The organism is Lysobacter enzymogenes (assembly GCF_900106525.1).
Classification (GTDB): Bacteria; Pseudomonadota; Gammaproteobacteria; order Xanthomonadales; family Xanthomonadaceae; genus Lysobacter; species Lysobacter enzymogenes.
In genome coordinates, this window is the sequence record NZ_FNOG01000004.1 from 471031 (window position 1) to 496269 (window position 25239).

Sequence of the window (25239 nt, forward strand, 5' to 3'; positions counted from 1 at the left end):
CGTACAACGACCGCAGCGATACGGGTTTTCGTTCATTGTCGGGACATAAACATTCCATCGACGGCCACAGCAACGGCGATCGGGCGCCCGCCTATCGCGGCCGCTTCGCGCCCTCGCCCACCGGCGATCTGCACGCCGGTTCGCTGCTGGCCGCGTTCGGCAGTTGGCTGCTGGCGCGTCACGCCGGCGGACAATGGTTGATACGTATCGAAGACCTCGACCCGCCGCGCGAAGTTCCCGGCGCCGCCGGGCGCCAGCTCGATGCGCTGGAGGCGTTCGGTTTCGCCAGCGATCTGCCGGTAATCCGACAAAGCCAGCGCCATGCGTTGTACCAAGCCGCGCTGCAACGCCTGCTCGATCAGAACAAAGCCTTCGTCTGCCATTGCAGCCGCAGCGACCTGGCCGCTGCCGGCGGCGTGCACCGGCGCTGCGTCGCGCACGGCCCGCGCGCCGGCCACGCCGCGCCGCAGGCGGCGGTGCGGCTGCGCGTGGCCGACGCCGCGCCGGTCGAGTTCGACGACCTCGTGCTCGGCCGCCAGCGTCAGGACGTGGCGCGCGAAGTCGGCGATTTCGTCCTGCGCCGCGCCGATGGCCATTGGGCCTACCAGCTGGCGGTGGTGGTCGACGATGCCGACCAAGGCGTCACCGACGTGGTCCGCGGCGCCGACCTGCTCGATTCGACCCCGCGCCAGATCCTGCTGCAGCGCGCGCTCGGCCTGGCGACGCCGCGCTACGCCCACCTGCCGCTGCTGCTCGACGCGCACGGCCGCAAGCTGTCCAAGTCCGAAGCCGCGCATCCGCTGAATCCGGCCGATCCGCTGCCGGCGCTGCGTGCGGCCTGGGCCGCGCTCGGGCAGGATCCGCATGCGCTGGTTGCGGTGGAAACTGTCATGCAGTTGTTGGCGGCGGCCCGCGATTCGTTCAGTCCGGCACAGATTCCGCAGGCCGCTTCAGGTCTCGCCGCGATGCACAACGATCCCGGCGCGAATGCTGTCTAGAATCGGAACGCGACCGCCCTTTTGCGGCCATGGAGAGCTCAGCATGCAGTCACGCGTTGCACTCGTCACCGGCGGTACCGGTGGCATCGGCACCTCGATCGTCCAGCGCCTCGCCAAGCTCGGACACAAGGTCGCGACCAATTACCGCGACGAAGCCAAGGGCCGCGCCTGGCAGGCGCAGATGAAGGATCAGGGTTACGACGTCGCCGTCGCCCACGGCGACGTGTCCTCGCCCGCGCACGCCGAAGCGCTGGTGCGCGAGGTCGAACGCCAGCTCGGCCCGGTCGACATCCTGGTCAACAACGCCGGCATCACCCGCGACACCACCTTCCACCGGATGACGCCGCAGCAGTGGACCGAGGTCATCGACACCAACCTCAACTCCTGCTTCAACGTCACCCGTCCGGTGATCGAGGGCATGCGCGATCGCAAGTGGGGCCGGATCGTGCAGATCAGCTCGATCAACGGCCAGAAGGGCCAGTACGGCCAGGCCAACTACGCCGCGGCCAAGGCCGGCATGCACGGCTTCACCATTTCGCTGGCGCAGGAGAACGCGAAGTTCGGCATCACCGTCAATACGGTCTCGCCCGGCTACATCGCCACCGACATGGTCATGGCCGTGCCCGAGGACGTGCGCAACAAGATCATCGCGCAGATCCCGACCGGGCGTCTGGGTTCGCCCGAGGAGATCGCCTACGCGGTGGCGTTCTTCGTTCCCGACGAAGCCGGCTGGATCACCGGCGCCAACCTCTCGGCCAACGGCGGCCAGTACATGGGTTGGTGACGGCCGCGCCGTCGTTGCGGGCCGGCCGCGCGCGCCGCGGCCGGCCACCCCGCTTCATCCGTCTTCGGTTTCCCTGTTCAGGTCTTGCGCCGCGCGCACCGGTTCGCGCAACGGGCGCGGCGAAGGCCACGTCGCGGCACTGATCGCGAGCCGCGCATCGCCTCCCGCGCGCCCGTCGAACACACCCGCAAGACCGCGCCGTGCGCGCATTTTCCGCTTTTTTCAGGGAATTATTTCCGCCCTCGCCGATGCCCGCCGCGGCCACCCGCGACGCCCGCCGCCGGCCCTTCCCGCCAACTGTTGCAAGGCCCGCCGGCCTGCGCCATGCTGCAAGGCACCACGATTTTTAGAGCCAAAGCTCAATGGCCTCGACCCGCGTCATCAAGAAATATCCGAACCGTCGTCTCTACGACACCGAGATCTCCAGCTACATCACCATCGAAGACGTGCGCCAGCTCATCGTCGACGGCGAAGAGTTCGAAGTGCGCGATGCCCGCTCCGGCGACGACCTGACCCGGCAAGTGCTGCTGCAGATCATCGCCGAGCACGAGCAGGACGGCGACCCGGTGCTGTCGACCCAGTTGCTGAGCCAGATCATCCGTTTCTACGGCGATTCGCTGCAGGGCTTCATGGGCAACTATCTGGAACGCTCGATGCAGCTGTTCCTCGACCAGCAGCAGCAGTTCCGCAACCAGATGGGCGGCATGCTCGGGCAGACGCCGTGGGCGATGATGAACCAGCTGACCGAGCGCAACCTCAATCTGTGGAAGGAATTCCAGCAGAATCTGTCGGGCAGCGTCGGCCAACCGGTCACGCCCAAGCCGAAGGCCAACAGCGAGCCCGGCAAGCACGATCCGGGCAAGCGCGAGCGCTGAGCCGCGCCGGGTTTCGAACCTTTCTTCGCGCGCCGCGAGCCGGCGCGCGCCTGCGCAGGCGGCCTGGGGAGGACGCCCGCGCAACGACCCACACGACCGCAACTATCGCCGCAGGCACGACCGTTCGCGCGCTCGGCCGCGCCGGCGCGCAACGCACGGCCGCCTGCGGCCGCGAACGCGCCGGGCGCCGCGCGCATCGCCGCCGCCGCGCTCCAGTTTTCGAGGTAATCGCATGAACAAACGCATCGCCGTGGTCAGCGGCGGCATCGGCGGGCTCGGCAGCGAGATCTGCCTGGCCCTGGCCCGCGCCGGCCGCCGCGTGATCGCGCTGGACCTGGGCGCGCGCGAGCAGCGCGTCGCCGAATTCGCGCAGCAGACCCAAGGCCACGACATCGCCTTCGAAGCCGCCGACGTCGGCGACTTCGACGACTGCGCCGCCGCGGTGGAACGCATCGTCGGCCGCGAAGGCGCGATCGACATCCTGGTCAACGCCGCCGGCATCACCCGCGACGGCAGCCTGCGCAAGATGGACAAGCGCGCCTGGGACGAGGTGCTCAACGTCAATCTCGACGGCGTGTTCAACCTGTGCCGGCACACCGTCGACGCGATGGCGCAACGCGGCTTCGGCCGCATCGTCAACATCAGCTCGGTCAACGGCCAGACCGGCCAGTTCGGCCAGACCAACTATTCCGCGGCCAAGGCCGGCATGCACGGCTTCACCATGGCGCTGGCGCGCGAGGTGGCGCGCAAGGGCGTGACGGTGAATTCGGTCTCGCCCGGCTATTGCGAGACGGCGATGGTGATGGCGGTGCCGGAGGAGATCCGCAGCAAGATCGTCGAATCGGTGCCGGTGGGACGGCTGGGCAAGCCGAGCGAGATCGCGCGCACGGTGGAGTTCCTGACCGCGGACGAGGCCGGCTTCATCACCGGCGCGAACATTCCGGTCAACGGCGGGTTGTTCATGAGCTTCTGATGCTGCGCAGGCTCCCTGTAGGAGCGGCGCGAGCCGCGACTGCGAAACCTCGCTTGCGTCGTAGGCGCGATGTCGCGGTCGCGGCTCGCGCCGCTCCTACAGGGGCTTCGGCTCAGTTCGCCGCCAGCGGTTTGTTTGCGCAGTTGGCCTCGTAGAACTTCAGCGCGGTCGGCATCAGCTGCTGCAGCACCTGGATGCGGTTGGCCGGGTCCGGGTGGGTCGAGGCGAATTCCGCCGGGCGCTGGCCGCCGCCGAGCTGCGACATGCGCTGCCACAACGGCACCGCTTGGCGCGGGTCGTAGCACGCCGCCGCGGCCAGCATCAGCCCGACCTTGTCGGCCTGGGTCTCGTGATTGCGCCCGTACGGCAACACCAGGCCGTACTGCGCGCCGGCGCCGAGCGCGCCCATGATCATCTGCTGCTGTTGCGGGTCCATCCCGCCGACCGCCGCGCCGGCCGCGACCTGCCCCAGCTGCACCAGCTTCTGCTGGGCCATGCGCTGCGAGCCGTGGCGCAGCAGCGCGTGGGCGATCTCGTGGCCCATCACCACCGCCAGCGCGTCGTCGTTCTGGGTCACCGGGAACAGGCCGGTGTAGACCGCCATCTTGCCGCCCGGCAGGCAGAAGGCGTTGGCCTCCTGCGAATTGATCACCGCCACGCTCCACTTGAAGTTGCGGTAGTCGGTCGGCGCTTGCTGGTTGTTCTGCCGCGCCAGCGCCTCGGTGACCTGCGGCACCTTGTCAATCAGGCGCTGGGCGATCTGGCTGACCGCCTGGCTCTGCGGCGCGCTGGAGGCCAGCAGCGCGCGCTGCGAGCTGGCGTCGTTGAGCACCTGCACGAAGGCCTGCTCGCCGAGCTGCACTTCCTCGTCGGCGCTGGTGCCGTAGTGCGCGGTCTCGCCGGTGTAGGGATCGGTCTTGGCATTGCCGAACCACGACCACGCCGCGTACAGGCCGAACAGCAGCAGGATCCACCAGCGGAACCCGCCGAAGCCGCGCCGCCCGCCCTGGGCCTGATTGCCGTAGGGATCCACTCTCATCCGCCCGCTCCCGAAAAATGCCGGACGTCGCCGTCCGCGAAATCCACTGCCGACCACGCTGCCGGCGAGCTCGCCGACTCCGTGTCCCGTGCCCGCCGCTTCCACCTTCGCAGCCGCAGCGCGCAGGCGGACATCAGATCAGATATCCCGCACCACGCGGAAGCCCAAGCGTCCGTTGGTGGTGTCGGCGCTGGTGCCCTGCCGCCACGCCGCGCGCGATTGCGCCGGCGAGCTCGACCACGAGCCGCCGCGGAACACCCGCGTGCGGCAGCCCGGGTTGAACCACGCCGCGCCGTCGCGCGGCGCGCGCCGGTAGTTGTCGTGCCAGCAGTCGGCCACCCACTCGCTGACATTGCCGCCCATATCGTGAAGGCCGAATGCATTGGCCGCGTAGCTGCCCACCGGCGCCGGCCCCCAGAAGCCGTCGCCGTAGCCGGCGAAGGCGTTGCGCCAACGCCGGCCGCTGGGCGAGACGTCGAGCGCGCCGGTCAGATTGCCGGCCTTCGCCGGCGGCGCGCCGTCGCCCCACGGATAGCGGCCCTGGCTGCCGGCGCGCAGCGCGTACTCGTATTCGGCCTCGCTCGGCAGGCGGTAGCGCTGGCCTGTGATCGCCGACAGCCATTCGACGTAGGCGGTGGCGTCCTTGGCGCTGACATGGACCACCGGCAGGTTGTCGGCGGCCGGCTGGCCGGCGTAGTCCGAGCGCCAGTCCACGCCGCCGCGCCGGACCAGGTTGCCGCTGCGCTCGTCGTAGGCGATGGAGTAACCGCGGCGGGTGGCGCGGGCGCGGTGCTTGCTGGCGTTCATGAAACGGCGGAACTCGCCGACGGTGATTTCGTAGCGCGACACCGCCAGCCCGCGTTCGAAGCGGATGTTGCGCAGCGGCCGCTCGGCGTCGCTGGAGCCGGGCTCGCCGGCCTCGGCGCCCATGCGGAACGCGCCGTGCGGAATCACCACCATCTGCGGGCCGCGCCCGCCCAGGTTCATCGCGTCGGTGAAGATCTGGCCGGGGCGGAACAGGCCGTAGTGGGTGGCCAGTTCGATGCGTTCGCGCAGTTCGGCCGCGGCCGGATCGCCGGGCGGGGCGATGCGCAGCAGGGTCGCCAGCACGCCGCGCGCGTCGTCGATGCCGCGCAGCTTGGGCAGCAGGGCGATGCCTTGGTCGCGCAGGCGGCGGATGCGCTCCTGGCGCTGCGCGGCGATGCGGCCCTGGGCGTCGGAGGCGGTCGCCATCTTCGGCCGCACCTGCGCGGCCTGGGCCAGCCAGCGCTCGGCGCCGGCGTAGTCGTCGCGGTCGGCGGCCAGCTCGGCGCGGCGGATCAGCGCGCTTTCGGCCGCGGCGATGCCTTGCTGGGCGCGCACATCGCGCGGCCGCACCTCCAGCGCATCGCGGAAATGCGCCAGCGCCCCGCCCTCGCGGCCGTCCTCGCCGATGCGGCCGGCGTTGAGCGCCTCCTCGCCGAGGCGGTCGGATTCCTGGGCCTGGTCGGCGGCGTCGAGCCGCTCCAGGAAGGCCTCGACCTTGCGATGCTCCGGCGCCACCGCGCGCGCCACCGCCGCGGCCCGGTGCGCCTCGCGCAGGGCCAGCGGCTCATCGTCGATGCGCTTGAGCGCGGCGTCGCCCTCGGCCAGCAGCAGCGCCACCGCGCGGTCCAGCCCGGCGGCGACGCCGCGGTCGTTGGGGGCGAAGCCGCGCAGGGCCAGATACAGCGGGATCGCCGAATCGGCGCTGGCGTAGAGATCGCCGGCCTTGAGCGCGGCGTCGGCGCGCTTGCGCAGGCCGGCCTGGGTGTCCTCGCTCACCGTCACCGCCGGCGGCCGCCACGCCGGCACCGGCGAGACCGCCTGGTCGGCGCTCACCGTCACGATCGGCTGGCGCGGCGCGACCGGCGCGCCGGCGGGCCCGCCGCGGTCGCCGCAGCCGGCCAGCAGCCCGGCGCAGGCCAGGCCCAGGGCTAGCGTGCGGGTCCAGTTCGTTGCGGGCAAACCTGCGGCCTCGGTGGGAAGGCGAACACCCGCGCAGCATATCGCCTCGGCGGCCGGCGCCGGGCATCGGCGCCGCGGGAATGAGGATTCGGCAAAGCCGCGATCGCGCGATTTCGCGTTCTTTCCCGGCCGGTCGCGGCCGGCGCCGGCGATTTGAGCTATTGTCGCCCGCCCGGCCCTGCCGGCTCATTCCCGCCCGCACGTTGCGCTCATCGCCCATGCCTCTCTGGATCGACACCCCCGCCGCGCTGCAAGCGCATTTCGAAGCCAAGCCCGCGCGCATCGGGCTGGACACCGAGTTCATCCGCGAACGCACCTACTGGCCGCAGCTGGCCCTGGTGCAGATCGCGATCGAGCGCGACGGCGAGGACGAGCCGACCATCCTGCTGGTCGATCCGCTGCGCCCGGGCATGACCCAGGCGCTGGCGCCGATCCTGGCCGACACCGGCATCCTCAAGCTGGTGCACAGCCCGAGCGAGGATCTGGTCGCGTTCAAGCACGCCTGCGGTGTGGTGCCCAAGCCCTTGTTCGACACCCAGCAGGCCGCGGCGCTGGCCGGGATCGGCGGCGGCCTGGGCTATCAGAAGCTGGTCGAACAGCTCACCGGCGTGGCCCTGCCCAAGGGCGAGACCCGCTCGGACTGGATGCGCCGGCCGCTGTCGCCGTCGCAGCTGGAATACGCCGCCGACGACGTGCGCCACCTGTTCGCCATGCACGACGCGCTCGACGGCCAACTCGGCCAGCTCGGCCGGCGCGAGTGGTTGGCCGAAGACGCCGCGCGCACCGTCGTCAACGCCGAGAACGAAGCGCCCGAACGCTGGCCGCACCTGTCGATGCGCAGCGCCCAGTTCCTCGACCGCCCCGCGCAACAGCGCCTGCTGCGCCTGCTGCGCTGGCGCGACGGCTACGCGCGCGACAGCGACAAGCCGCGCAGTTGGATCCTCGACAACGAACTGGCCGTGGCCATCGCCCGCCAGGCCCCGACCGACCGCGACGCGCTGCAGCGCCAGATCGAAGCCCACCCGAAAGCGCCGCGCAAACTGGTCGACGCGATCTGGGCCGCACTGTCGGCGCCGCTGGCCGACGAAGACCAGGCCCCGGACGCCGGCATCGCCGAAACCCGCGACAAGCAGCGCCTGCGCCAATTGCAGGACGCCGTCGCCGGCCGCAGCGCCGCGCTAGGCCTGCCCGACGGCGTGCTCGCCTCGCGCCGCTGGCTCGAAGCCCTGCTCGACCACGGCGAATGGCCCGACGCCCTGTCCGGCTGGCGCCGCACCGCGCTGGAACCGGCGCTGGCGCCGCTGCTGGCGCCGCCCGCCAGCGCCGGCTGAGCCCGCGCAAACGCAGCAGCGGCGGGCGTTCCGCGAATTTTCCCGACAGGGCTAGCGCGGCCGCGCGAGTGCCGCTAAACTTGCCGCCTCGGATTCATCCGGGGCCATAGCTCAGCTGGGAGAGCGCGTCGTTCGCAATGACGAGGTCGGGAGTTCGATCCTCCCTGGCTCCACCAAATCAACGAAAAAGCCGACGAGCGATCGTCGGCTTTTTTGTTGGGCAGCTGTTTCGAAGGACGTAGCCGAGACAAGCCGGCACGCTGGGGGCGGAGTCGCCGGTCAAAGGCAACCCGCTGCCTAAATCTTCTCCTGTTACGGCTCGCGAGGCGTCCAGGACGTCCTCCCCATCCTAAAGTAGACCTTTGGACGGACTACCGGGCCGCGCTACACAGGGGGATGAAGCCATGGCAACGATGACTAACTGCAGGTTCGGCAGCGTCGTGATCGATATCGAAGAAGCTCTACGAATCAAATCGTCGGGTGCGCTGTTCGAATTCAAGTGCCTGGAATGCGACCAACTCGTCCGCCCGCACAGATCGGGCGGAAACGCTCGCGCCCATTTTGAGCATCTAGAACGAAATGCAGCTTGTTCGCTCAGTCATGAAGCCAGAGAACGGGACCCGGCTTCGAACGACGAACCATGGGCGGATGAGGAACTGCTCGCCTCAGTCCAGGCCTACCTCGAAATGCAGCGCCGGATCAAAACCGGAGAATCGTTCGTCAAGCGCCAGATATACTCGGCGCTGGCAAAGCGCTTCGGCAGAACTCCGAAGGCATTCGAATATCGAATGCAAAATATCTCCTACGTATTCGCCTTGCTCGGACGCTCTTGGGTGCCAGGGCTCAACCCAGCTAGAAACGTCGGAATCAGCGTCGCGAGCAAGATCGAAAGCCTCGTCGCAGAGCTGGAGGGACATAATTCCCTTCCCATAATCGCTTTCGAGTTGGCCGCCCAAAAAGCCACAAAACAAGGGATTAAAAAACCTCAGGGCAATCGAAACCAGGCCGCGAAGAAGGTCGCTGTAACCCAGTACGACCGAGATCCCGAGGTCAAAGCATGGGTTTTAACCCAAGCGAAGGGCATATGCGAATGCTGCCGACTACCGGCCCCATTCGACACGATCAATGGCCCCTATCTTGAAGTTCATCATGTACAACAACTTGCCGACGGAGGCTCGGACACAACGTCAAACGCTATCGCCATTTGTCCTAACTGCCATCGACGATTGCATTACGCGCGAGACGCTCACGCGGCAATCGATCTTCTGTACGAAAAAATTCATCGTCTCGTCCGAGAGATACCGAAAGCAGTCGTATAACGGCTGCTTCATTACGATTGACTCTCGACGTGATTGAACCTACTCGCTTCAATCCAGATTGAGCTGCCACGACACCCCGAACCGATCCTGCACCCAGGCGAACCGCTGGCTGAAGCCATAGTTGTCCAGCGGCATCAGCACCTTGCCGCCTTCGCTCAACTTCTCCGCCAACTCATCCAACTGTTCGCGCGATTCGCAGGTGACGAACAGCGAGCTCGAGGGGGTGAAGTCGAAGGCGTGCTGGACCGGGCTGTCGCTGCACATCACGGTCAGATCGCCCAGGGCGAAGCTGGCGACCATCACCGAGCCTTCGGGGCCGGCTTCGCCGGGGCCGTAGCGGCGGATGTCGAGGATGCGGCTGTCGGGGATCAGCGCGACGTAGAGCGTCATCGCGGCCTCGCAGCGGCCGGCGAACATCAGGAACGGGCAGACCTGGGCGGGCATGGCGCGGCCTCGGCGCGGACGCGATGCGGCGATCGCGGGTGCCCAGGGTAGCCCCGCCGGCGCGGCGGCGCCGGTGGCGAATCGTTTCGAAGTGTGCGGGCTCGGCGCGTGCGCAGATCCGCGCGTGGCGGGCGGGCCAGAGGCGCAGTCAGGGCATGCAACCGGAACGCGCGATCAGGACCGCCCGGCCAACCGCCGCCGGTTGCGTGCGACCGTTCGCGCCACCGGCCGCAGGCCGCTGGCCAGCACCGCGTCGCCGGCGCGCATCGACTCCTGCCACCAGCGCAGCGGGTCGTCGCCCATCGGGCCCAGCCACGGTTGCGGACGCAGCCACCAGCCGGCCTGCCACTGCCACCACTGCGCCGCCATCTGCCACCACCCGTCGCCGAGCGCGAGCCATTTCTCCTCGACCATGCGATGCAGTTCGCCGACATCGCGCGCGCTCGGTGCGGAGGCCGCGCGCGAAAGCGCGCCGAGGCGGCTGGCGATCACCCACGGCGCGTCCTGGCCGATGGCGATGAGTTGCGATTGGGAACGCCGTGCGTTGCGCATCTTCGTCTCCCGTCCGGGCCGGCGCAGCGCGGATGCGCGCGCCGCCGAGCTCGACCCATAGTCGCGCGACCGACGTGACTGCGGCGTGTCAAACGCGAGACATGCGCCCCACGCGGATGAAGCCGCGAACGCTCGATACGAAAAATTCACCGCGAAAAAACGGGCGCGACGGCGCAGAACCGCCGCCGCGCCCGCCCACCTCGACGCGATGACACGATGCGGCGCAACCGCTGCCGCGGGCGTTGGCTCAGCAATCCGGCGCGACGCGACCGTCCGAGCCGGTGTAGGTGTAGGCATCGGGAATGAAGCGCCCGCTGCCGATGCGGTTCCACAGGTTGCTGGTGCCGTAAGTGCCGGTGACGCTGGTGCCGGTGGTCTGGCACTGGATCGTCACGCCGGCGCCGTCGGCGAGCGTGCCGACCACCGAGTACGAGGTGCCCGGCCCGGAGCGCACATTCAGCGGCGTGCCGTTGGTGGCGACGGTGCCCGCCGCGCCGCCCGGCGTGCCGCCGCCGGGATTGAGCAGCTTGTAATAGCGCGCCCAGTCCCAGTTCTTGCCCGGATCGGTGTGGTCGTTGCCGCTGTAGTGCTGATGGCCCTTCACTTTGACGCTGGCCGGCAACACCCGCACCACGCTGCCGGCCGGGCCCTGGAACGCGCTGGAGCAACTGATCGCCGCGTATTTGGCGCAGAAGTGGCGGACGATGCCGGCCGAGGCGTTGTACATCGCGGCGGTGTACCAGGCCGCGTTGTCGACATAGCCTTCGTGCTCGATCCCCAAGGTGGTCTTGTTGTGCGAGAGCACGTGATGGGCCGCGCGGTTCTCGCGCACCATCTGGGTGATCTGGCCGTCGCTGCTGCGCACCAGGTAATGGATGCTGACGTGGTCGGGATTGTTCTGGAACCACGAAATGCTGCCGGCGTAGGAGCCTTGCACGGTGTGGATCGTCGCCGAATCGTAAGACGTGCGCTCGGAGTGGTACGGCGAAGCCGCCCACAACGCCGGCGCGTAGTCGGTGCTGGCGGCGGCGGTGGCGAGCTTCGGATCCTTGCTGCGCAGCGTCTGTGTATCGGGATCGACGTAGTAATCGGCGGTCTCGATGCGGTCGGCATCGGCGTTCAGGCGCAGCAGCGGCGCGCGCAGGCGCACCAGCGCGGGCGCGTCGAACGCGCGCTCCCAGGCGATCGCGCGCGCGGGCACCTGGATGCCGCTCTCCTCGACGCCGCGATCCTGAGTCAACAACACGTCGTAAGCGAAGCTGGTGCGCGCGTAATCGGCCACCGCGCTCTTGGCCGCGCCTGCCACAGGTTTAGCGAAACCGGCGTAGCGCTCCAGCGCCGGGCGCAGCGCTTCGGCATCGGGCTTGCGCAGCGCGCCGTCGCGGCCGATCTCGCGGTCGAGCAAGGCGGCCGCGGCGAGGATGTTGAGCGAGGGCTCGGCGAGGATGCGCGACTGCGATACGCCGAGCAGACGCGCGGCCTCGCCGACCTGATCGGCGAAGCCTTCGCCGTGGTAGAGGCCCATCACGCCGTAAGCGCGCGGCATTTCGCTGTGCTCCTGGCTCGTGCTCGGACGCAGGTGCTGCCAGCGGCTGGCGACATACGCCAGCGCTTCGAGCGTGCCGGCGGGAATCGCCGGATAGCGCGCGTAGGCCTGGCGGAAATAGCCCGGCAGTTGCGCGCGCTCGGCGCGCAACGCGTCCTGTTCGACGCGCACGCGCGCGCTCAGCGCCGGATCGGCCAGCGCATCGAGCGCAGCGGCGGGTTTGCCGGCATAGGCGGCCGGCGCGCACGCGACGGCGAGCGCAGCCGCGAGCAGAGTCCTGGAAAATGCGGTCACGGAAAGTCCTTGGATGAGTTGGGAGGTGACGGCGCGCGGCGATCTCGCCGCGCGCCGCGCGCGCATCGCGCCGCTCAGCAATCCGGCGCGACCCGGGAGTCGGAGCCGGTCTGGGTGTAAGCGTCGGGAATGAAGCGCCCGCTGCCGATGCGGTTCCAGATGCTGCTGGTGCCGAAGGTGCCGGTGACCGAGGTGCCGTTGGTCTGGCATTGGATGGTCACGCTGCTGCCGTCGGCGAGCGTGCCGACCACCGAGTGGCCGGTGCCCGGCCCGGAGCGCACGTTGAGCGGCGTGCCGTTGGTGTCGACCGTGCCCGGCGCGCCGCCGGGGTTGGAGCCGCCGCCGTTGGAGCGGAACGCGTTGCGCATGCCGGCGGGCTTGTCGTTGTTGTTGAAGTAGTGGTCGGTGATCCACTTCCAGTCGCGGCCGTTGTTGGCCGCCCAGCGCTGGGTGCCCCACTGGCTCATGCCGCGGCCGTGGCCGAAGCAGCCCTTGCCCTTGCCGACCGAATCGCTCAGGCACGGCCAATTGTTGCGCGGCGAGCCGTTGTTGCCGTTGCCGCAGCTCAGGTCGTTGTTGCTGCACGACAGGCCGTCGCTGGGGTCGTCCCAGGCGTTGTTTTCCGAGGAGTATTCGCTGAAGGCCGCGCTCTTGCCGTCGCGGCTGAGGATCACCCCGGCGGTGGCCTTGGCCGCGGCGACGGTGGCCGAAACCGAGTCGGCGTTGAACACCTGGCACGAGGTGGTGTTGCAGATGTCGTAGCGGCTGCTGATCGGATGGGCGACGAAGTAGGCGCCGTAGGTGCGGTAAGCGACCGCGCCGGCGGCCAGCGACTGCGCGTGCCACGATGGGATCCACTCTTCGTCCAGGCCCTTGGCGACGTAATCCTCCAGGCTGTAGACCGACACGCCCGAGCACGAGCGCCCGGAGCAGCTGGTGCCGACGCGGATGCTCGAGGGCACCGACACCGCGGTGGCCGACACCTGCGCCGCGGCCAGGGTCTGGCCCGCGCGCATCGCCTGGCCGGCGTTGTCGGCGTCGAGCTTGCTCATCACCGCCTCGCGCTCGCGCCGCGCCGCGGCATTGTCGTCGGCTTGGACGTGCACGCGCTTTTCCACGCTGCGGCCGCTGCCGCGTTGCAGGTCGACGACGAAGTGGCTGGAATCGTTGACCAGCGACAGGCCTTCCAGACGCTGCGCGCGATAGCCCGGGGCTTCGATGTCGAGCGAGGTCGTCGGCGGCAGCGCTTCGTGCCTGGACGCGTCCTGCGCGAACTTGCCGCGCACTTCGAAATAGCCGTCGGCATCGGTGGTGGCGCGCTCGCCCAGGCCGCTGCGCACGCGCGCGCCGACCAGGGGCTGGCCGCTGCGCTGGTCGTAGACGTGGCCGCTGAGCACGCTGCAATCGCGGCATTCGGCGGCCTTGAGCGCGAGCAGGTCGAGCGCCTCGGATTCGAGCTTCGGCGCCAGCCACACCGTGGTCGGCAGGCCCAGCGCAGCGTCGGAATGGACCGTGGTGACCACCGGCAGATAGCCCGGCGCGGACACGGTCAGGCGGTACTCGCCGCGGGCCAGGCCGGCGACGCGGCCACCGGCGGCGGCCAGGTCCAGGCTCTGGCGGTCGGCGGCGCGGCCGACCGGTGCCAGGCTCAACTGCGCCGGCAGCGCGCGGCCGCTGACGCTGTCGCGCACGCGCAGGTCGAACGCGGCCGCGCTGGCGTCGCTGCGCACGGCGATGCGTGCGGCCTCCCCTGCCGCGGCCGGCGCCACCGGCGCGCTCTGGCCGGCGAAGGCGCTGCCCATGATCAGCGTGCAGAAGCCGGCCAGCCACGGCAGGCCGCTGCGCGCCAGCGGCGCCGGCGCGGCGGCGAGGCAGCGGCCGGGAGAGGAGAAACGGATACGGCGAGAAGTCATGGCGGAATCCCGGATCGACTGGATGCGTCCGCCGCGGCCGGCGAAGGCAACGGGCGGCGCCCGCGGCCTTCGTTGTAGGCCGCCGGGCTGTCGCGGACCTGTCGATCGCGCGCCGCACGGCGCCGTCTTCGCGATATCGCGATGGCAGTCACTGCCGGCGCGTGCGTGCGGGCGAGACCCGCCACGCCGCGGTCGCAGCGGCGACATGCGTGCGGCCGATACTGCCGTGGCCGCGCGCGCCGATGCGGCCGGGCGTCGATCGAAACATCGTCCGGCTACGTCGACGGACGCGGCGTTGCGCCCGACCGGCGGCTCGCCGGCCTCGACGCGCGTCCAACCCGGTAAGACGCCGACCGGCGCTAATGGCCTGGCCGACGATCGCACCGCGACCGCGGCGGGCGACGCCGGCCACGGCGCGCCCCTTCTGTGTTCCGACAAGGAGTCCCATGAACTTCAAGCGTTTCGTTGCGTTCTGCGCGCTGGCCCTGGCCAGCCACGGCGCCCTCGCCTCCGGCTGGACCTCGCTCGGCCGGCTCAACGCGCCGAGCGGTTTTCCGCAGGCCGGCACCTGCGACCTGCGCGTGATCAACCACTACTGGAGCAACAAGCCCATCGTCGTTCCGAGCACGGTCAACCGCTACGGCCCGACCAACGTGCAATACGTGTTCGCGCTCGACATCTCCTCGCTGCGCAACTTCACCAGCAACTCGGTGGCGCTGTCGCGGTTCAAGACCGCGGTGGACGCCTACAACGCCACCAGCGGCGCCAAGAGCCTGTACGCCACCCTCAACGTCGGCGATTTCCCCGGCGTGAGCATCAACCTGTCCTACGCCGACTCGGCCGGCCTGGTCCAGGGCAGCGGCTGGGGCGTAGCGCCGTCGGAACTGCAGTACTACGAACTGCAGGAGTCGTGCCCGCAGTAAACCGCGCGGCGCGGGCGTCGGTGAATGCCTGCACCGGCGCTCGCGCCGAGCTCAGCGAAACGACGACTCCCGGGGCCGCAGCGCGGCCCCGGGATCGTGTCGTGCGTCGTCGGCAGCGGTGCGACTGCTCAGCGCAGCGGAATCGCCACCGGCCGCAGCGGCGCGGCGTCGCCGCCGCGGATCTTCAGCGGGCCGCCGATGAAGGCGAACTCGTAGACCTTGTCGCGCGAGAGTTCGTCCAGCGCGATCAACTCGATGATCGGCACGCCGTGCTGGGCTAGCAGGTAGGTGTGCAGCGGCACGTACTCGCCCTGCACTTCCGAGGGGAAGGTCTCCAGGCTCAGGTTGTCGGCGCCGATCACCATAGCCCCGGCCTCTTCCACCAGATAGCGCGCTGCATCGATGCCCAGCCCCGGCGGCTGGGCGATGTAGGCCTCGGCTTGCTCGAACAACTTCATCCGGCCGGTGCGGATCAGCACGATGTCGCCGCGCTGCAGTTCGGTCTTCTGCCTGGCCAGCGCCTCGCGCAGATCCTGGCGGGTGATGCGGTACTGGTCGGGCAGCATGTCCACGCCCTTGGCCGCGGCGATGTCGAGCATCACCCCGCGCCCGACCAGCGGCGGGAATTTCTCGATGCCGGCCTTGTTCCAGCCGCGGTCGCCGAGATGCTTGTCGGCCTCGAAACCGTTCCAGATCCGCCCGCCGATGCCGAAGTGGTTGAGCGCGTCGATATGCGTGCCGGTGTGGCTGTACATCGAGAACGCGGTGCCGGTGTAGCTGGTGTGGGCGTTCATCGCCGCGCCGACGCGCATCGGGTCGTCGACCTGGGTGCCGCGCGGGGTGTGGGTCATCCAGAACTGGTAATGCGGATCGCCGGCGGCCTGCCAGCTCGGCATGCCGACGAAGTATTCGGTGGCCAGGTCGTAGACCTTGCCGCCGCGCAGGCGGCCGAGCACGGCGGCGCGCGATTGTTCGGTGATCAGGTTGAGGCGGCCGATCTGGTCGTCGGCGCCCCACGGGCTGCGGCCGACTTCGGCGGCGCCGGCGGGGGCGGTCAAAGCCAGCGCCAACGCGGCGCCGGCAAGGGTGGGGGCGAGTTTCATCGAAGTCTCCATGCGTTCGCGCCGGGGCGGCGCGGTGGGGGCGGCGCGGCGCCGCATGGACACAGCTTGGGCGCGGCGCTTGCGGCGAAACAGCCGCGCCGGGTGCAGGGACTATTCGCTGGCGGTCAGCAATCCGCGCTCGTAACCGCAGGCGCTAGCCGTCGGCGACCAACGCCGCCGGCAACTGCGCGCCGAGGAAATCGACGAAGGCGCGCACCTTGGCCGGCAGATGCCGGCCGGTGGCGTAAACCGCATGCACATGGCGCGGCGGCTGGCGATGGCGCGGCAGCAGCTCGCGCAGGCGGCCGGCGGCGATTTGCGGCCGCGCCACGAACGCCGGCAGGCTGCCCACGCCGTGGCCGTCGATCAGCAGGTCGCGCAGCAGCAGGCTGTTGTTGGCGGCCACGCGCGGCGCCGGCACGGTGAATTCGTGTTCGCCGTCGGCGCCGCGCAACTGCCAGGCGCGCGGCGATTCGGACAGGCTGTAGCCCAGCAGCGCGTGCCCGCACAGCTCCTGCGGCGTGCGCGGCTCGCCGTGGCGCTGCAGATAGTCCGGCGACGCGCACAGCAACTGCCCGACCTGGCCGAGCCGGCGCGCGACCAAGCTGGAATCCTCCAGCTCCGCGCGCAGCCGCACCGCCACGTCGAAGCCTTCGCCGACCAAGTCGACGACGCGATCCTCCAACGCCAGGTCCAACCGCAGATGCGGATGCTCGGCCAAAAAACGGCTCAACAGCGGCGACAGCACGCACAGGCCGAACGACAGCGGCGCGCTGACCCGCAGCAGGCCGTCCACGCGCTCGGAGCCTTCGCGCACGCGCTGCTCCAGCGCTTCGATCTCGTCGAGCAGGCGGCAGCATTCGGCGAAATACAGCCGGCCGCCGTCGGTGAGGCTCATGCGCCGGGTGGTGCGCTGGAGCAGCACCGTGCCCAGCCGCGCTTCGAGCTGGCGCACCTGCTTGCTCAGGCCGGCGGCCGACAGGCCCAGGTCGTCGGCGGCGCGGGCGAAACCGCCCAGCTCCACCACCCGGCGGAAGCTGCGCATCAGCGCGAGTTGATCCATGTCGGAGCCGGGGTTGCGCGTTCGCGGGCGGCCATGATGCCGCCGCGGGCGCGCGCCGGCCAGCGCGACGGCCCTAGCTCGTCGCGCCTTCCCAGGCGCCGATGCGGCGCGGCGGCGCAGCGGGCACGATGGGCGCGGCCTCGGCCGGCAGCGTCAGCGCGGCCGGCGCCGCGGCGAAACGATGCCGCTCCAGCCAGGCCTGGAACATCAACACGTTCCACAAATGGGTATGCCACTTGCGCTCGCCGGCCTGGAACTCGCGCCACAACGTGGCGATCGCGCTCGCGTCGAAATGGCCTTCGCGGCGCAGGCGCGATTCGTCCAGCAGCGCATCGGCCCACTCGCGCAGCGGCCCGCGCAGCCAGCGCGAGACCGGCGCGCCGAAACCGGTCTTGGGGCGGTAGATCAGCGGCTGCGGCAGGTAGCGTTCGAGCAGGCGCTTGAGCACGTATTTCTGCTCGCCGCGATGGTGCTTGAGCGCGGTCGGCAGCGACCAGGCGAACTCGATCACGCTGCGGTCCAGCAGCGGCGAGCGCGTCTCCAGGCCGCAGGCGCTGCCGGCGCGGTCGATCTTGGTGAGGATGCCGTGGGCCAGGTCCATGCGGAAATCGAGGTATTGCACGCGGTCGGCGGCGTCACCGACCGGCAAGTGGCCGTCGCGGTCGAAGAACAGCGTCGCCGGTTCGCGCGCACCGAGCACCGCCGCGGCCGGGTCGCGCCAGCGCGAGACCCGCTGCAGATAATGGTCTTCCACCCGCTGCGCACCGAGCTCCGCCCACAGCGCGCGCAGGCCGCCCAGGCGCGCGCGCTCGGCCTGCTCGCCGCTGCGTTGCGGCGCCAGCCGGCGCAGCGGCGCCGGCAGCCGCGCTTTCCAGCGCGCGTTGCGCACCGCGCGGCAATAGGCCGAGTGGCCGAAGAACAGTTCGTCGCCGCCGTCGCCGGTCAGGGCGATGGGGCTGCGCCGCGCCACCAGTTCGCTGGCGATCAGGGTCGGCACCTGCGAGGAATCGGCGAAAGGTTCGCACCACACCTGCGGCAGGCGTTCGATCGCCTCCAGCGCCTCACGCCCGCCGACCCGGTGTTCGGTATGGCGGGTGCCCAGCGCGCGCGCCACCTTGCGCGCCCAGTCGCTCTCGTCGTGGCGGTCGTCGTCGAAGCCGATGGCGTAGCTGTCCACCGGCACCGAGGACTGCGCCTGCATCATCGCGGTGACCAGCGAGGAATCGGTGCCGCCGGACAGGAACGCGCCGACCGCGCACGGCGCGCGCATGCGCGCGCTGACCGCCTGTTGCAGCAGGATTTCGAGCTGATCGACGGCTTCATCCACGCCGATCTCGCCGCGCAGCTCGATCGCCTCGGCCATGCGCTGGCGCGGGCACCAGTAAGTCTGCGCGTCGCGCTCGGGCTGGTGCGCGCCGGCGCCGGCGCGCACGGCCTGGAAGTTCATGCGCAGCAAGGTGCCGGGGGCGAGCTTGAACACGCCGCGATGGATCGAGAACGGCGCGGGAATGTAGTCGTAACGCAGCAACAGGCTCAGCGCATCGCGGTCCACCGGCGCGTCGAAGCCGGGATGGCGGTGCAGCGCCTTGAGTTCGGAGCCGTAGGCGAAATCGCCGCCGACCCAGCCGTAATACAGCGGGCGCTCGCCGACCCGGTCGCGGGCCAGCCACAGCTGCCGCTCCTGGCGGTCCCACAGGCTCAGCGCGAACGCACCGTCGCAGCGCGCCAGCGCGCGGCGCAGGCCCCAGCGCACGATCGCGGCGAGCACCAGTTCGGCGTCGCTGGCCTGCTCGCCGACCGCGTCGGACGCGATCAGCGCGCGGTGCAGCGACTCGCGCTGGTACAGCGCGCCGTCCAGGCTCAGCAGATAGCGGCCGTCGGCGCTGGCCACCGGTTGCGCGGCGCCGTGGCGGTCGCGGCAATGGCCGACGGCGACGCCGGCGGCGGGGTCGCTCCACACCTCGTGCGAATGCGCGCCGCGGTGCTGCAAGGCGTGGATCATCGAGCGCATGCAATAACGCAGGCGCTCGTCGTCCCAATCCGGCTGCGCGCGCCACAGCCCGGCCAGGCCGCTCATGCCGGCCTCCGGGCGCTGCGTCGAGGGGAAAGACGGCGGGTCGCGATAGTCATCAGGCGCGCTCGGCGGAAGGAGAACGCGGCGGAAGCGGACGCGCCGCTTCCGCCGGCGGGGGCGGATCAGAAGCGGTACATCACGCTCAGGCTGGCTTCGCCGGTCTTGATGTCGTCGGCGCCGGCCTTGCGGCGGAAGCTGCCGCCGTCGGCCTTGCTCAGGCCGGTGACGTCCAGGCGCAGGGCGAGCTGATCGTTGAAGTGGTAGTTGGCGCCGATGCCGAGCGAGGCGATGTTGACGCTCTCGCTGGCCTTGCTCAGGCCGACCGCGCCGCGCACCGGGCTGAATTCGTTGCGCGCGCGCCCGGCCGAGATCTTGCCGAACACTTCGAAGCGCTCGCCGATCGGCACGATGCCCAGCGCGCTGAGCTGCAGCGTGCGGGTGTCGTAATCGCCGACGCCGCGACGGCTGACCTCGCTGACCATGTCGTGGTAGGAGCCTTCCACGGCGAAGTACTGGTTGAAGCGGTAGCCGCCGCCGAGCACGTAGCTGGTGCCGGTCTTGTCCTGGCTGCGCTTCTGCCCGGCCGGCACGGCCGAACGCTTGGCGTCCCATTGGGTCATCGCGGCGCCGACGCCGCCGAATACGTAGAAACCCTCGCGATCGCCGGCGCCCTGGGCGTTGGCGGCGGTCGAGAGGCTCAGCGCGAGCGCGGCGGCGCTCAGCGCGAACAGCTTGCGTTGCATGGGGGAAATGCTCCGTCGTGGGGGACGGAACCATGCTGCGGCGCGGGAAGCGCGACGTCAGTTGCAGTATCAGGGCGCGCGAGTGACGGCCGGCGACGCTCGGTAACGGAGTGTTACCGGCGAAGGGGGCGGCGCTGCGGCGGCCCGATCGGCCGCCAGCGGGGAGAGCTTACGACGCCGCGCGCCGCCGTTGCGAACGCGCACGCGGCGCGCGGGTGCGCTTACTGCGCCGGCAGATCGATGCGAAAGCGCGCCCCGCCCAGCGCCGATTCGCCGACCGTGGCGCGGCCGCCGTGCTTCTCCGCGACCACCCGCACCAGCGCCAGGCCCAGGCCGAAGCCTTCGGGGTGCTTGCGCAATTGCGCGAACGGCTGGAACACGCGCTCGCGTTCGGCCTCGGGCACGCCCTCGCCGTCGTCGTCCACGCACAGCGCATAGCCCTCGTCGGTGCGCGCCGCGCTCACCGCCACGCGCGTGCGCGCATGGCGCAGGGCGTTGCCGATCAGATTGCGCAGCGCCAGCTCCAACGCCTCGCGATGCGCCGACAGGCTGTCGATGCCGCCGCTGTCGAAGCTCAGCAGCAGCGGCGGCTCGGGATCGAACACATCGGCCAGATCGGCCAGCAGCGCGCTCACCGACACCGGCGCGCGCTCGATCCCGACCATGCGCCCGATCCGCGCATAGGCCACGCTGTGCGAGGCCAGATGCTCCAGCCGCTGGATGTCGGTTTCCAGGCCTTCGCGCAGATGCGCGCGCTCCTCGTCGCCGCCGGCCTGCTCGAGCATCTCCAGACCGAAGCGCATGCGCGCCAGCGGCGTGCGGATCTCGTGCGCCACCGCCTGGGCCAGGATGCGCTGGCTTTCCAGCACCTGCTGCACCTGCCCGGCCATCTGGTTGAGCGCGTGGCCGAGCGGATTGACCAGGCGCGTGGTGACCTCCGGCGCGCGCGCGTCCAGCTCGCCCGCGCTCAGCGCCTCGGCGGTGGTGCGCAGCCGGCGCAGGTCGCGCCAGAAGCGGTAGACCAGGAAATACAGCGGCAGCGCGATGGCGAGGAAGTACATCGCCAGGATCACGATCGAATCGATCAGGTCCAGGTCGCTCCACGGCACGCCCTGCACCATCACATCGTCGAAATTGCCCAGCGCCACGGCCTGGTCGCTGCCGGGCAGGCGCTGATAGGTGTAGGCCTCGTCCTCGCTTTCCATCACCACTTCACCGCGCAGCAGGCGTTCGTACTCGCGCGGGGTCAGCGTCTCGCGCAGTTCCGCCAGCGGCGCCAGCCGCACCGGATAGGCGAAGTGCTCGCTCAGTTCCTCGCCCAGCGCCGGCCATTCCTCGCGCGGCGCGCCGAGGTAGCGCTGCTCGATCAGGTAGTGGGTGCCGCGCAGCTGCGCCTCGCCGTAGCCGCGGCTGTTCTCGGCGGTAATGCTGAGCCAGGCCGAGATGCCGCCGACCACGACCAGGGCGTAGATCAGCACCACGATCAGGTAATAGCGCACGAACAGGCCGAAGTGGCCCTGCTTGGCCGGAGCGGGCTTGGCCGGATCGAAGCGGGCGCAGCCGGCGTCGGCCGAGCCCGGCTTGCGCGGCAGCCACTGCCGCAGCCATTGCGCCGCGGTCATTCCCAGGCGGCCCGATTGAACAGATAACCCTTGCCGCGCACGGTCTTGATCCGCTCGGGCTCCTCGGCCAGATCGCCGAGCTTGCGCCGCAGGCGCGAAATGCGCGCGTCGATGGAGCGGTCGAGCCCGTCGAACTGGATGCCGCGCAGCGCCTGCAGCAAATCGTCGCGGCTCAGGATCTGGCCGGCGCGGCCGGCCAGCAGCACCAGCAGGTCGAACTCGGCCGTGGTCAGGTCGATGCGCGCCTCGCGCAGGGTCGCCTCGCGGGTTTCGCAATCGATGCGCAACTGGCCGAAACGCATCACCCGGCCGCTGTGGCGCGCGGCGTGATCGCGGCGCAGATGCGCGCGCAGCCGCGCCAGCAGCACGCGCGGCTCGATCGGCTTGCCGATGTAGTCGTCCGCGCCCAGCTCCAGGCCCAGCACCTGGTCGATGTCGTCGGTGCGCGCGGTCAGCATGCAGATCACCCCGGCGTAGCGCGAACGCACCGCCCGGCAGATCTCGAACCCGTCCTGCCCCGGCAGCGACAAGTCCAGCAGCACCACCGCCGGTTGCAGTTCCAGGATCGCGGCGACCGCGCGCGCGCCGTCGGTTTCCAGGGCCACGTCGTAACCGTGTTTGCCCAGGTAATTGGCTACCAGCGAGCCAAGGCGTTCGTCGTCTTCGATGAGCAGGATATCGGTCATAACCACGCAGCCGGGAGTGCGAGCGCGCCCGCGCGGCGGGCGTGCGCTGCGCCGCGGCGCGGGGGCCGGGCGTTAAGCGGTCAAGTATTGCCCGCCGGGCCGCAGTTGAATCGTTCCGGCCCCCGCCCGCTTCAGCCGGAAGTCGGAGACCTGACTGGTAGCGGGCGCGGCGTTCAGGCAGGCGGCCGGTGCCGACGCTGTGGCGCGGCCGCCGGCGCAGGCGCGAAAACCCGGCGTTTGGGCTCGATCGCGGGGGCTGCGGCGGGATCGATTCGGCGCTGCGGCACGTGCGGATACGTCGGCGCGGTCCGGTCCCATGCGATACCCGGCGTTAGCGCGCGATCACCGCGATGCGCGCGCGCCGCTTTTCTCGCGCGCAAACAAAAAACCCCGCTTTCGCGGGGTTTTTTGTTCGCTTCGTCGCGGTGCGCCGAAGCTATGTAGTGGTGCCCAGGAGAGGACTCGAACCTCCACGGTTTTACCCGCTAGTACCTGAAACTAGTGCGTCTACCAATTCCGCCACCTGGGCCTTTCGCTTCGTTGCCGATGAACCGGCGCCGCTGCGAGGAGGCGTATGTTGCGTTGCGAGGACGCGGCTGTCAACGGTTATTTCAAAAAATTTTCGCACTCCGCCGCGAGAGCCGGACCGGCCCCTCGCGACCTGCGCGCGCCGGCGCAATCACAACGCGATGTTGCCTTTCGCCACCACCGGCCCGGTCGGCACGCCGTGCGGGGCGCCGCCCTTGGGTTCCAGGGTGATCGCCAGGGTCGCGCCGGCGGCGAGCTTGGCCACGGCCTCGGCCGGTACCTTCACCGAGTCGGCCCATTCGGTCGAAATCAGGCCCAGCGAACGCGGCGGCTCGCCCTTGGGAATCAGCCACAGTTCGGCGACGCGGCCCTGCGGATCCTGCGGCGCGGGCACCGGCATGGTCATGACCTTGGCGTGGCGCTGGTCGATCGAAGCCAGCCAGCCGGCGCTGCCGTCGTCGCGCGCGAGCCGGGTGACCGGGAACGCGGGCTGGTGCTCGATCATCACCGGCGGTTGCTGCGCCACCTTGGGCGGCGACGGCGACGGCGCGCGATCGCTCCACAGCGCCACCGCGGCCAGCGCCGCGGCGGCCGCAGCCGCGCCGCGCCAGAAGCCGGCGCTGTGCCACAGCCCGCGCGGGCGCTCGCCCTGCGCCGGCGACCAGCCCAGGCGCACGCGCAGGCGCGCCCACAACTGCGCGGGTGCGGCGACCGGTTCGATCTCTTCCAGCAGCGCGGCCAGGCGCCGCTGCCACTGCTGGACCAACTGGGCGAAGGACGGGTCGGTTTCCACGCGCAATTCCGCCAGCCGGCGTTCGCGCTCGTTCAACACGCCCAGCACGTATTCGCCGGCGTGCACGTCGGCGCCGGGCGGTTCGCGGTCGATATCGTGTTCGCGGATGTCCATGGCGGCTCAGCGCTCCAGGCAGACGCGCAGTTGGATCAGCCCGCGCCGGATCCAGCTCTTGACGCTGCCCAGCGGCGAGCCGGTGCGCTGGGCCAGTTCCTCGTAGGTGCTGCCGTCGAAGAACGCAGTGCGTATCAGGCCGCGGCGGCGCGCGTCGAGCTCGTCCAGGCAACGGCGCAGGCGCTCGTTCTCGTCGGCGCTCTCGGCCTGCGCCGACGGCGTCGGCGCGGCGTCGGCGATCTCGTCCATCAGCTCCAGCGGCGCGCGCCGCAGCGACGGCGAGGCGCGCAGGCGGTCGATGGCCTTGTTGCGCGCGATCATCGCCAGCCACACCGCGGCGCTGGCGCGGCCGGCGTCGAACTGGCCGGCCTTGCGCCAGACCGTGGCGTAGACCTCCTGCAGCACGTCCTCGGCCTCGGCGCGCTCGGGCAGCAGGCGCAGGCACACGCCGAACAGGCGCGCGGAGGTGTCGCGGTAGAGCCGCTCGAACGCGGCGCGGTCGCCGCGCGCGATCGCGCCGAGCAACTCGGCGGCGGGGTCGTCGGCGGGATCGGAAAGGGCGGACTGCGGGGCCGTGAGTTCGGTCATCTGCGCCTCGAAGGTGCACGCCGGCTCGGCGCGCGAATGCGGGGATTCTAGCCAGCCGGCGAACAGATTCGGCAAACCTGCGCGCGGCGGCGGACGCCCCGGAAACCGCGCGGCCGCCTCGCCGGCGTCGCGCCGAGCATGCCAGCGCGGCGGCGGGTAGACAGTGACGAGAGGCGGAACCGGCATGGCGGAGGCTCGATCGCGGGCGCGGCCCGGGGCTTGATCGGGGATACGGGGCGCAATGCGGCGCGGATGCAGGCGCGGGCCGGTGCAGGCGCGGGCTAACGCGCGGGGCGCGACTCGCAAGCCTTCGCCGCGCGAGCTTGCGTACGCTGCGCCGCCACGGGACCGGCGCGATACCGACTCGAGAGAAACCGATCGCGAATCGGCGCACGCGGCTTGATGCGCGCGCACGCGCCGGCTATGGTCGGCGCACACCCCATTGCGGGCGGCGCGTCGGCGCCGCCCGCTCTTGCTTTGGAGCCTGCCATGAACGAGCGTCACCTGCCCCACCCCTCCGGCCTGCCGCCGCCGCTGATCGTCTCGCGCCTGGATTGCGAGCGCCTGGAAGCCTTGCTGGAAACCCCGCAGGCCGCCGGCCTGGACACCAGCGGCCTGCGCCGCGAACTCGACCGCGCCGAACTGCGCGAACCGGCGCAGATGCCGGACGACGTCATCACCATGAATTCGGTGATCCGCTTCCTCGACGAGGACAGCGGCGAAGAGCGCGAAGCCGCGCTGGTCTACCCGCGCGACGCCGACGGCAGCGCGCAACGCATCTCGATCCTGGCCCCGGTCGGCAGCGCCCTGCTCGGCCTGCGCATCGGCGCGAGCATCCAGTGGCCGCTGCCGGGCGGACGCAACACCTCGCTGCGGGTGCTGGCGCTGCGCTACCAGCCCGAAGCCGCCGGCGACCTGCATCGCTAAGCGCGCGTTGAGCGCCGATGC

General features: G+C 70.5%; 22 protein-coding genes and 2 tRNA genes. 9 read left to right on the top strand and 15 right to left on the bottom strand.

Annotated elements, in window-relative coordinates:
- Window positions 1-35 precede the first annotated feature (35 nt).
- The 4 genes from gluQRS (at window position 36) to phbB (BLU84_RS12950) (ending at window position 3630) form a co-directional block, all read left to right on the top strand.
- Window positions 36-998, top strand: a complete 963-nt coding sequence (gluQRS, locus tag BLU84_RS12935) for a tRNA glutamyl-Q(34) synthetase GluQRS (RefSeq protein ID WP_233431127.1) — start codon at window positions 36-38, stop codon at window positions 996-998.
- 43 nt (window positions 999-1041) lie between these two features.
- The gene (gene phbB, locus BLU84_RS12940) at window positions 1042-1782 is read left to right on the top strand and encodes a beta-ketoacyl-ACP reductase (RefSeq protein WP_074867447.1); all 741 of its coding nucleotides are present in this window, start codon (window positions 1042-1044) and stop codon (window positions 1780-1782) included.
- Window positions 1783-2144: 362 nt separating this feature from the next.
- Complete coding sequence (gene phaR, locus BLU84_RS12945) at window positions 2145-2657, top strand: polyhydroxyalkanoate synthesis repressor PhaR (protein ID WP_074867449.1); 513 nt, start codon at window positions 2145-2147, stop codon at window positions 2655-2657.
- A 232-nt stretch (window positions 2658-2889) separates the two neighbouring features.
- Window positions 2890-3630 (top strand): acetoacetyl-CoA reductase, encoded by a 741-nt coding sequence (gene phbB / locus BLU84_RS12950; protein ID WP_074867451.1) that lies wholly within the window; start codon window positions 2890-2892, stop codon window positions 3628-3630.
- 112 nt (window positions 3631-3742) lie between these two features.
- On the opposite strand, the gene BLU84_RS12955 is transcribed toward phbB (BLU84_RS12950), so the two are convergent.
- Complete coding sequence (locus BLU84_RS12955) at window positions 3743-4669, bottom strand: M48 family metallopeptidase (RefSeq protein ID WP_074867452.1); 927 nt, start codon at window positions 4667-4669, stop codon at window positions 3743-3745.
- A 138-nt stretch (window positions 4670-4807) separates the two neighbouring features.
- Entirely contained in the window at window positions 4808-6655 is a 1848-nt protein-coding gene (locus tag BLU84_RS12960; RefSeq protein WP_233431128.1) for an SUMF1/EgtB/PvdO family nonheme iron enzyme, read from the bottom strand.
- Between the two features lie 218 nt (window positions 6656-6873).
- On the opposite strand from BLU84_RS12960, the gene rnd reads away from it, so the two are divergent.
- The 3 genes from rnd (at window position 6874) to BLU84_RS12975 (ending at window position 9305) form a co-directional block, all read left to right on the top strand.
- On the top strand, window positions 6874-7986 hold the full coding sequence (gene rnd / locus BLU84_RS12965) for a ribonuclease D (protein ID WP_074867453.1): 1113 nt from the start codon (window positions 6874-6876) through the stop codon (window positions 7984-7986).
- Between the two features lie 100 nt (window positions 7987-8086).
- Window positions 8087-8162, top strand: a tRNA-Ala gene (locus BLU84_RS12970).
- Window positions 8163-8390: 228 nt separating this feature from the next.
- Window positions 8391-9305, top strand: coding sequence for an HNH endonuclease (locus BLU84_RS12975; protein WP_211664534.1), 915 nt, complete (start codon window positions 8391-8393; stop codon window positions 9303-9305).
- Window positions 9306-9353: 48 nt separating this feature from the next.
- Here BLU84_RS12975 and BLU84_RS12980 read toward each other — a convergent pair whose 3' ends face one another.
- The 4 genes from BLU84_RS12980 to BLU84_RS25515 form a co-directional block, all read right to left on the bottom strand.
- Window positions 9354-9749: a VOC family protein gene (locus BLU84_RS12980; protein WP_074867455.1), complete on the bottom strand. Its 396-nt coding sequence runs from the start codon at window positions 9747-9749 to the stop codon at window positions 9354-9356.
- 174 nt (window positions 9750-9923) lie between these two features.
- Window positions 9924-10301, bottom strand: coding sequence for a hypothetical protein (locus tag BLU84_RS12985; protein ID WP_074867456.1), 378 nt, complete (start codon window positions 10299-10301; stop codon window positions 9924-9926).
- Between the two features lie 247 nt (window positions 10302-10548).
- Window positions 10549-12141: a peptidoglycan recognition protein family protein gene (locus BLU84_RS12990; protein ID WP_074867457.1), complete on the bottom strand. Its 1593-nt coding sequence runs from the start codon at window positions 12139-12141 to the stop codon at window positions 10549-10551.
- 74 nt (window positions 12142-12215) lie between these two features.
- Complete coding sequence (locus tag BLU84_RS25515) at window positions 12216-14054, bottom strand: SpoIID/LytB domain-containing protein (protein WP_170849161.1); 1839 nt, start codon at window positions 14052-14054, stop codon at window positions 12216-12218.
- A 446-nt stretch (window positions 14055-14500) separates the two neighbouring features.
- Here BLU84_RS25515 and BLU84_RS13005 point away from each other — a divergent pair, with 446 nt between their 5' ends.
- On the top strand, window positions 14501-14977 hold the full coding sequence (locus tag BLU84_RS13005; RefSeq protein WP_074867458.1) for a hypothetical protein: 477 nt from the start codon (window positions 14501-14503) through the stop codon (window positions 14975-14977).
- 128 nt (window positions 14978-15105) lie between these two features.
- On the opposite strand, the gene BLU84_RS13010 is transcribed toward BLU84_RS13005, so the two are convergent.
- From BLU84_RS13010 to BLU84_RS13050, 9 genes are all read right to left on the bottom strand, one after another.
- A complete protein-coding gene (locus tag BLU84_RS13010) occupies window positions 15106-16080 on the bottom strand; it encodes a cyclase family protein (protein ID WP_074867938.1) in 975 nt (324 codons plus the stop codon).
- A 154-nt stretch (window positions 16081-16234) separates the two neighbouring features.
- Window positions 16235-17143, bottom strand: coding sequence for a LysR family transcriptional regulator (locus tag BLU84_RS13015; protein WP_074867459.1), 909 nt, complete (start codon window positions 17141-17143; stop codon window positions 16235-16237).
- A 73-nt stretch (window positions 17144-17216) separates the two neighbouring features.
- On the bottom strand, window positions 17217-19220 hold the full coding sequence (gene asnB, locus BLU84_RS13020; RefSeq protein WP_074867460.1) for an asparagine synthase (glutamine-hydrolyzing): 2004 nt from the start codon (window positions 19218-19220) through the stop codon (window positions 17217-17219).
- Window positions 19221-19339: 119 nt separating this feature from the next.
- Window positions 19340-19960 (bottom strand): porin family protein, encoded by a 621-nt coding sequence (locus BLU84_RS13025; RefSeq protein WP_074867461.1) that lies wholly within the window; start codon window positions 19958-19960, stop codon window positions 19340-19342.
- A gap of 221 nt (window positions 19961-20181) precedes the next feature.
- Window positions 20182-21582 (bottom strand): ATP-binding protein, encoded by a 1401-nt coding sequence (locus BLU84_RS13030; RefSeq protein WP_083382543.1) that lies wholly within the window; start codon window positions 21580-21582, stop codon window positions 20182-20184.
- Window positions 21579-22268, bottom strand: coding sequence for a winged helix-turn-helix domain-containing protein (locus tag BLU84_RS13035; protein ID WP_074867462.1), 690 nt, complete (start codon window positions 22266-22268; stop codon window positions 21579-21581). Before BLU84_RS13035 ends, BLU84_RS13030 begins: the two co-directional genes overlap by 4 nt.
- A 444-nt stretch (window positions 22269-22712) precedes the next feature.
- Window positions 22713-22797: transfer RNA gene (locus BLU84_RS13040), tRNA-Leu, on the bottom strand.
- A 150-nt stretch (window positions 22798-22947) separates the two neighbouring features.
- Window positions 22948-23703 (bottom strand): anti-sigma factor, encoded by a 756-nt coding sequence (locus BLU84_RS13045; RefSeq protein ID WP_074867463.1) that lies wholly within the window; start codon window positions 23701-23703, stop codon window positions 22948-22950.
- A 6-nt stretch (window positions 23704-23709) separates the two neighbouring features.
- Entirely contained in the window at window positions 23710-24291 is a 582-nt protein-coding gene (locus tag BLU84_RS13050) for a sigma-70 family RNA polymerase sigma factor (protein ID WP_083382561.1), read from the bottom strand.
- A 489-nt stretch (window positions 24292-24780) separates the two neighbouring features.
- On the opposite strand from BLU84_RS13050, the gene rnk reads away from it, so the two are divergent.
- Entirely contained in the window at window positions 24781-25218 is a 438-nt protein-coding gene (gene rnk / locus BLU84_RS13055; protein ID WP_074867466.1) for a nucleoside diphosphate kinase regulator, read from the top strand.
- Window positions 25219-25239: the final 21 nt, after the last annotated feature.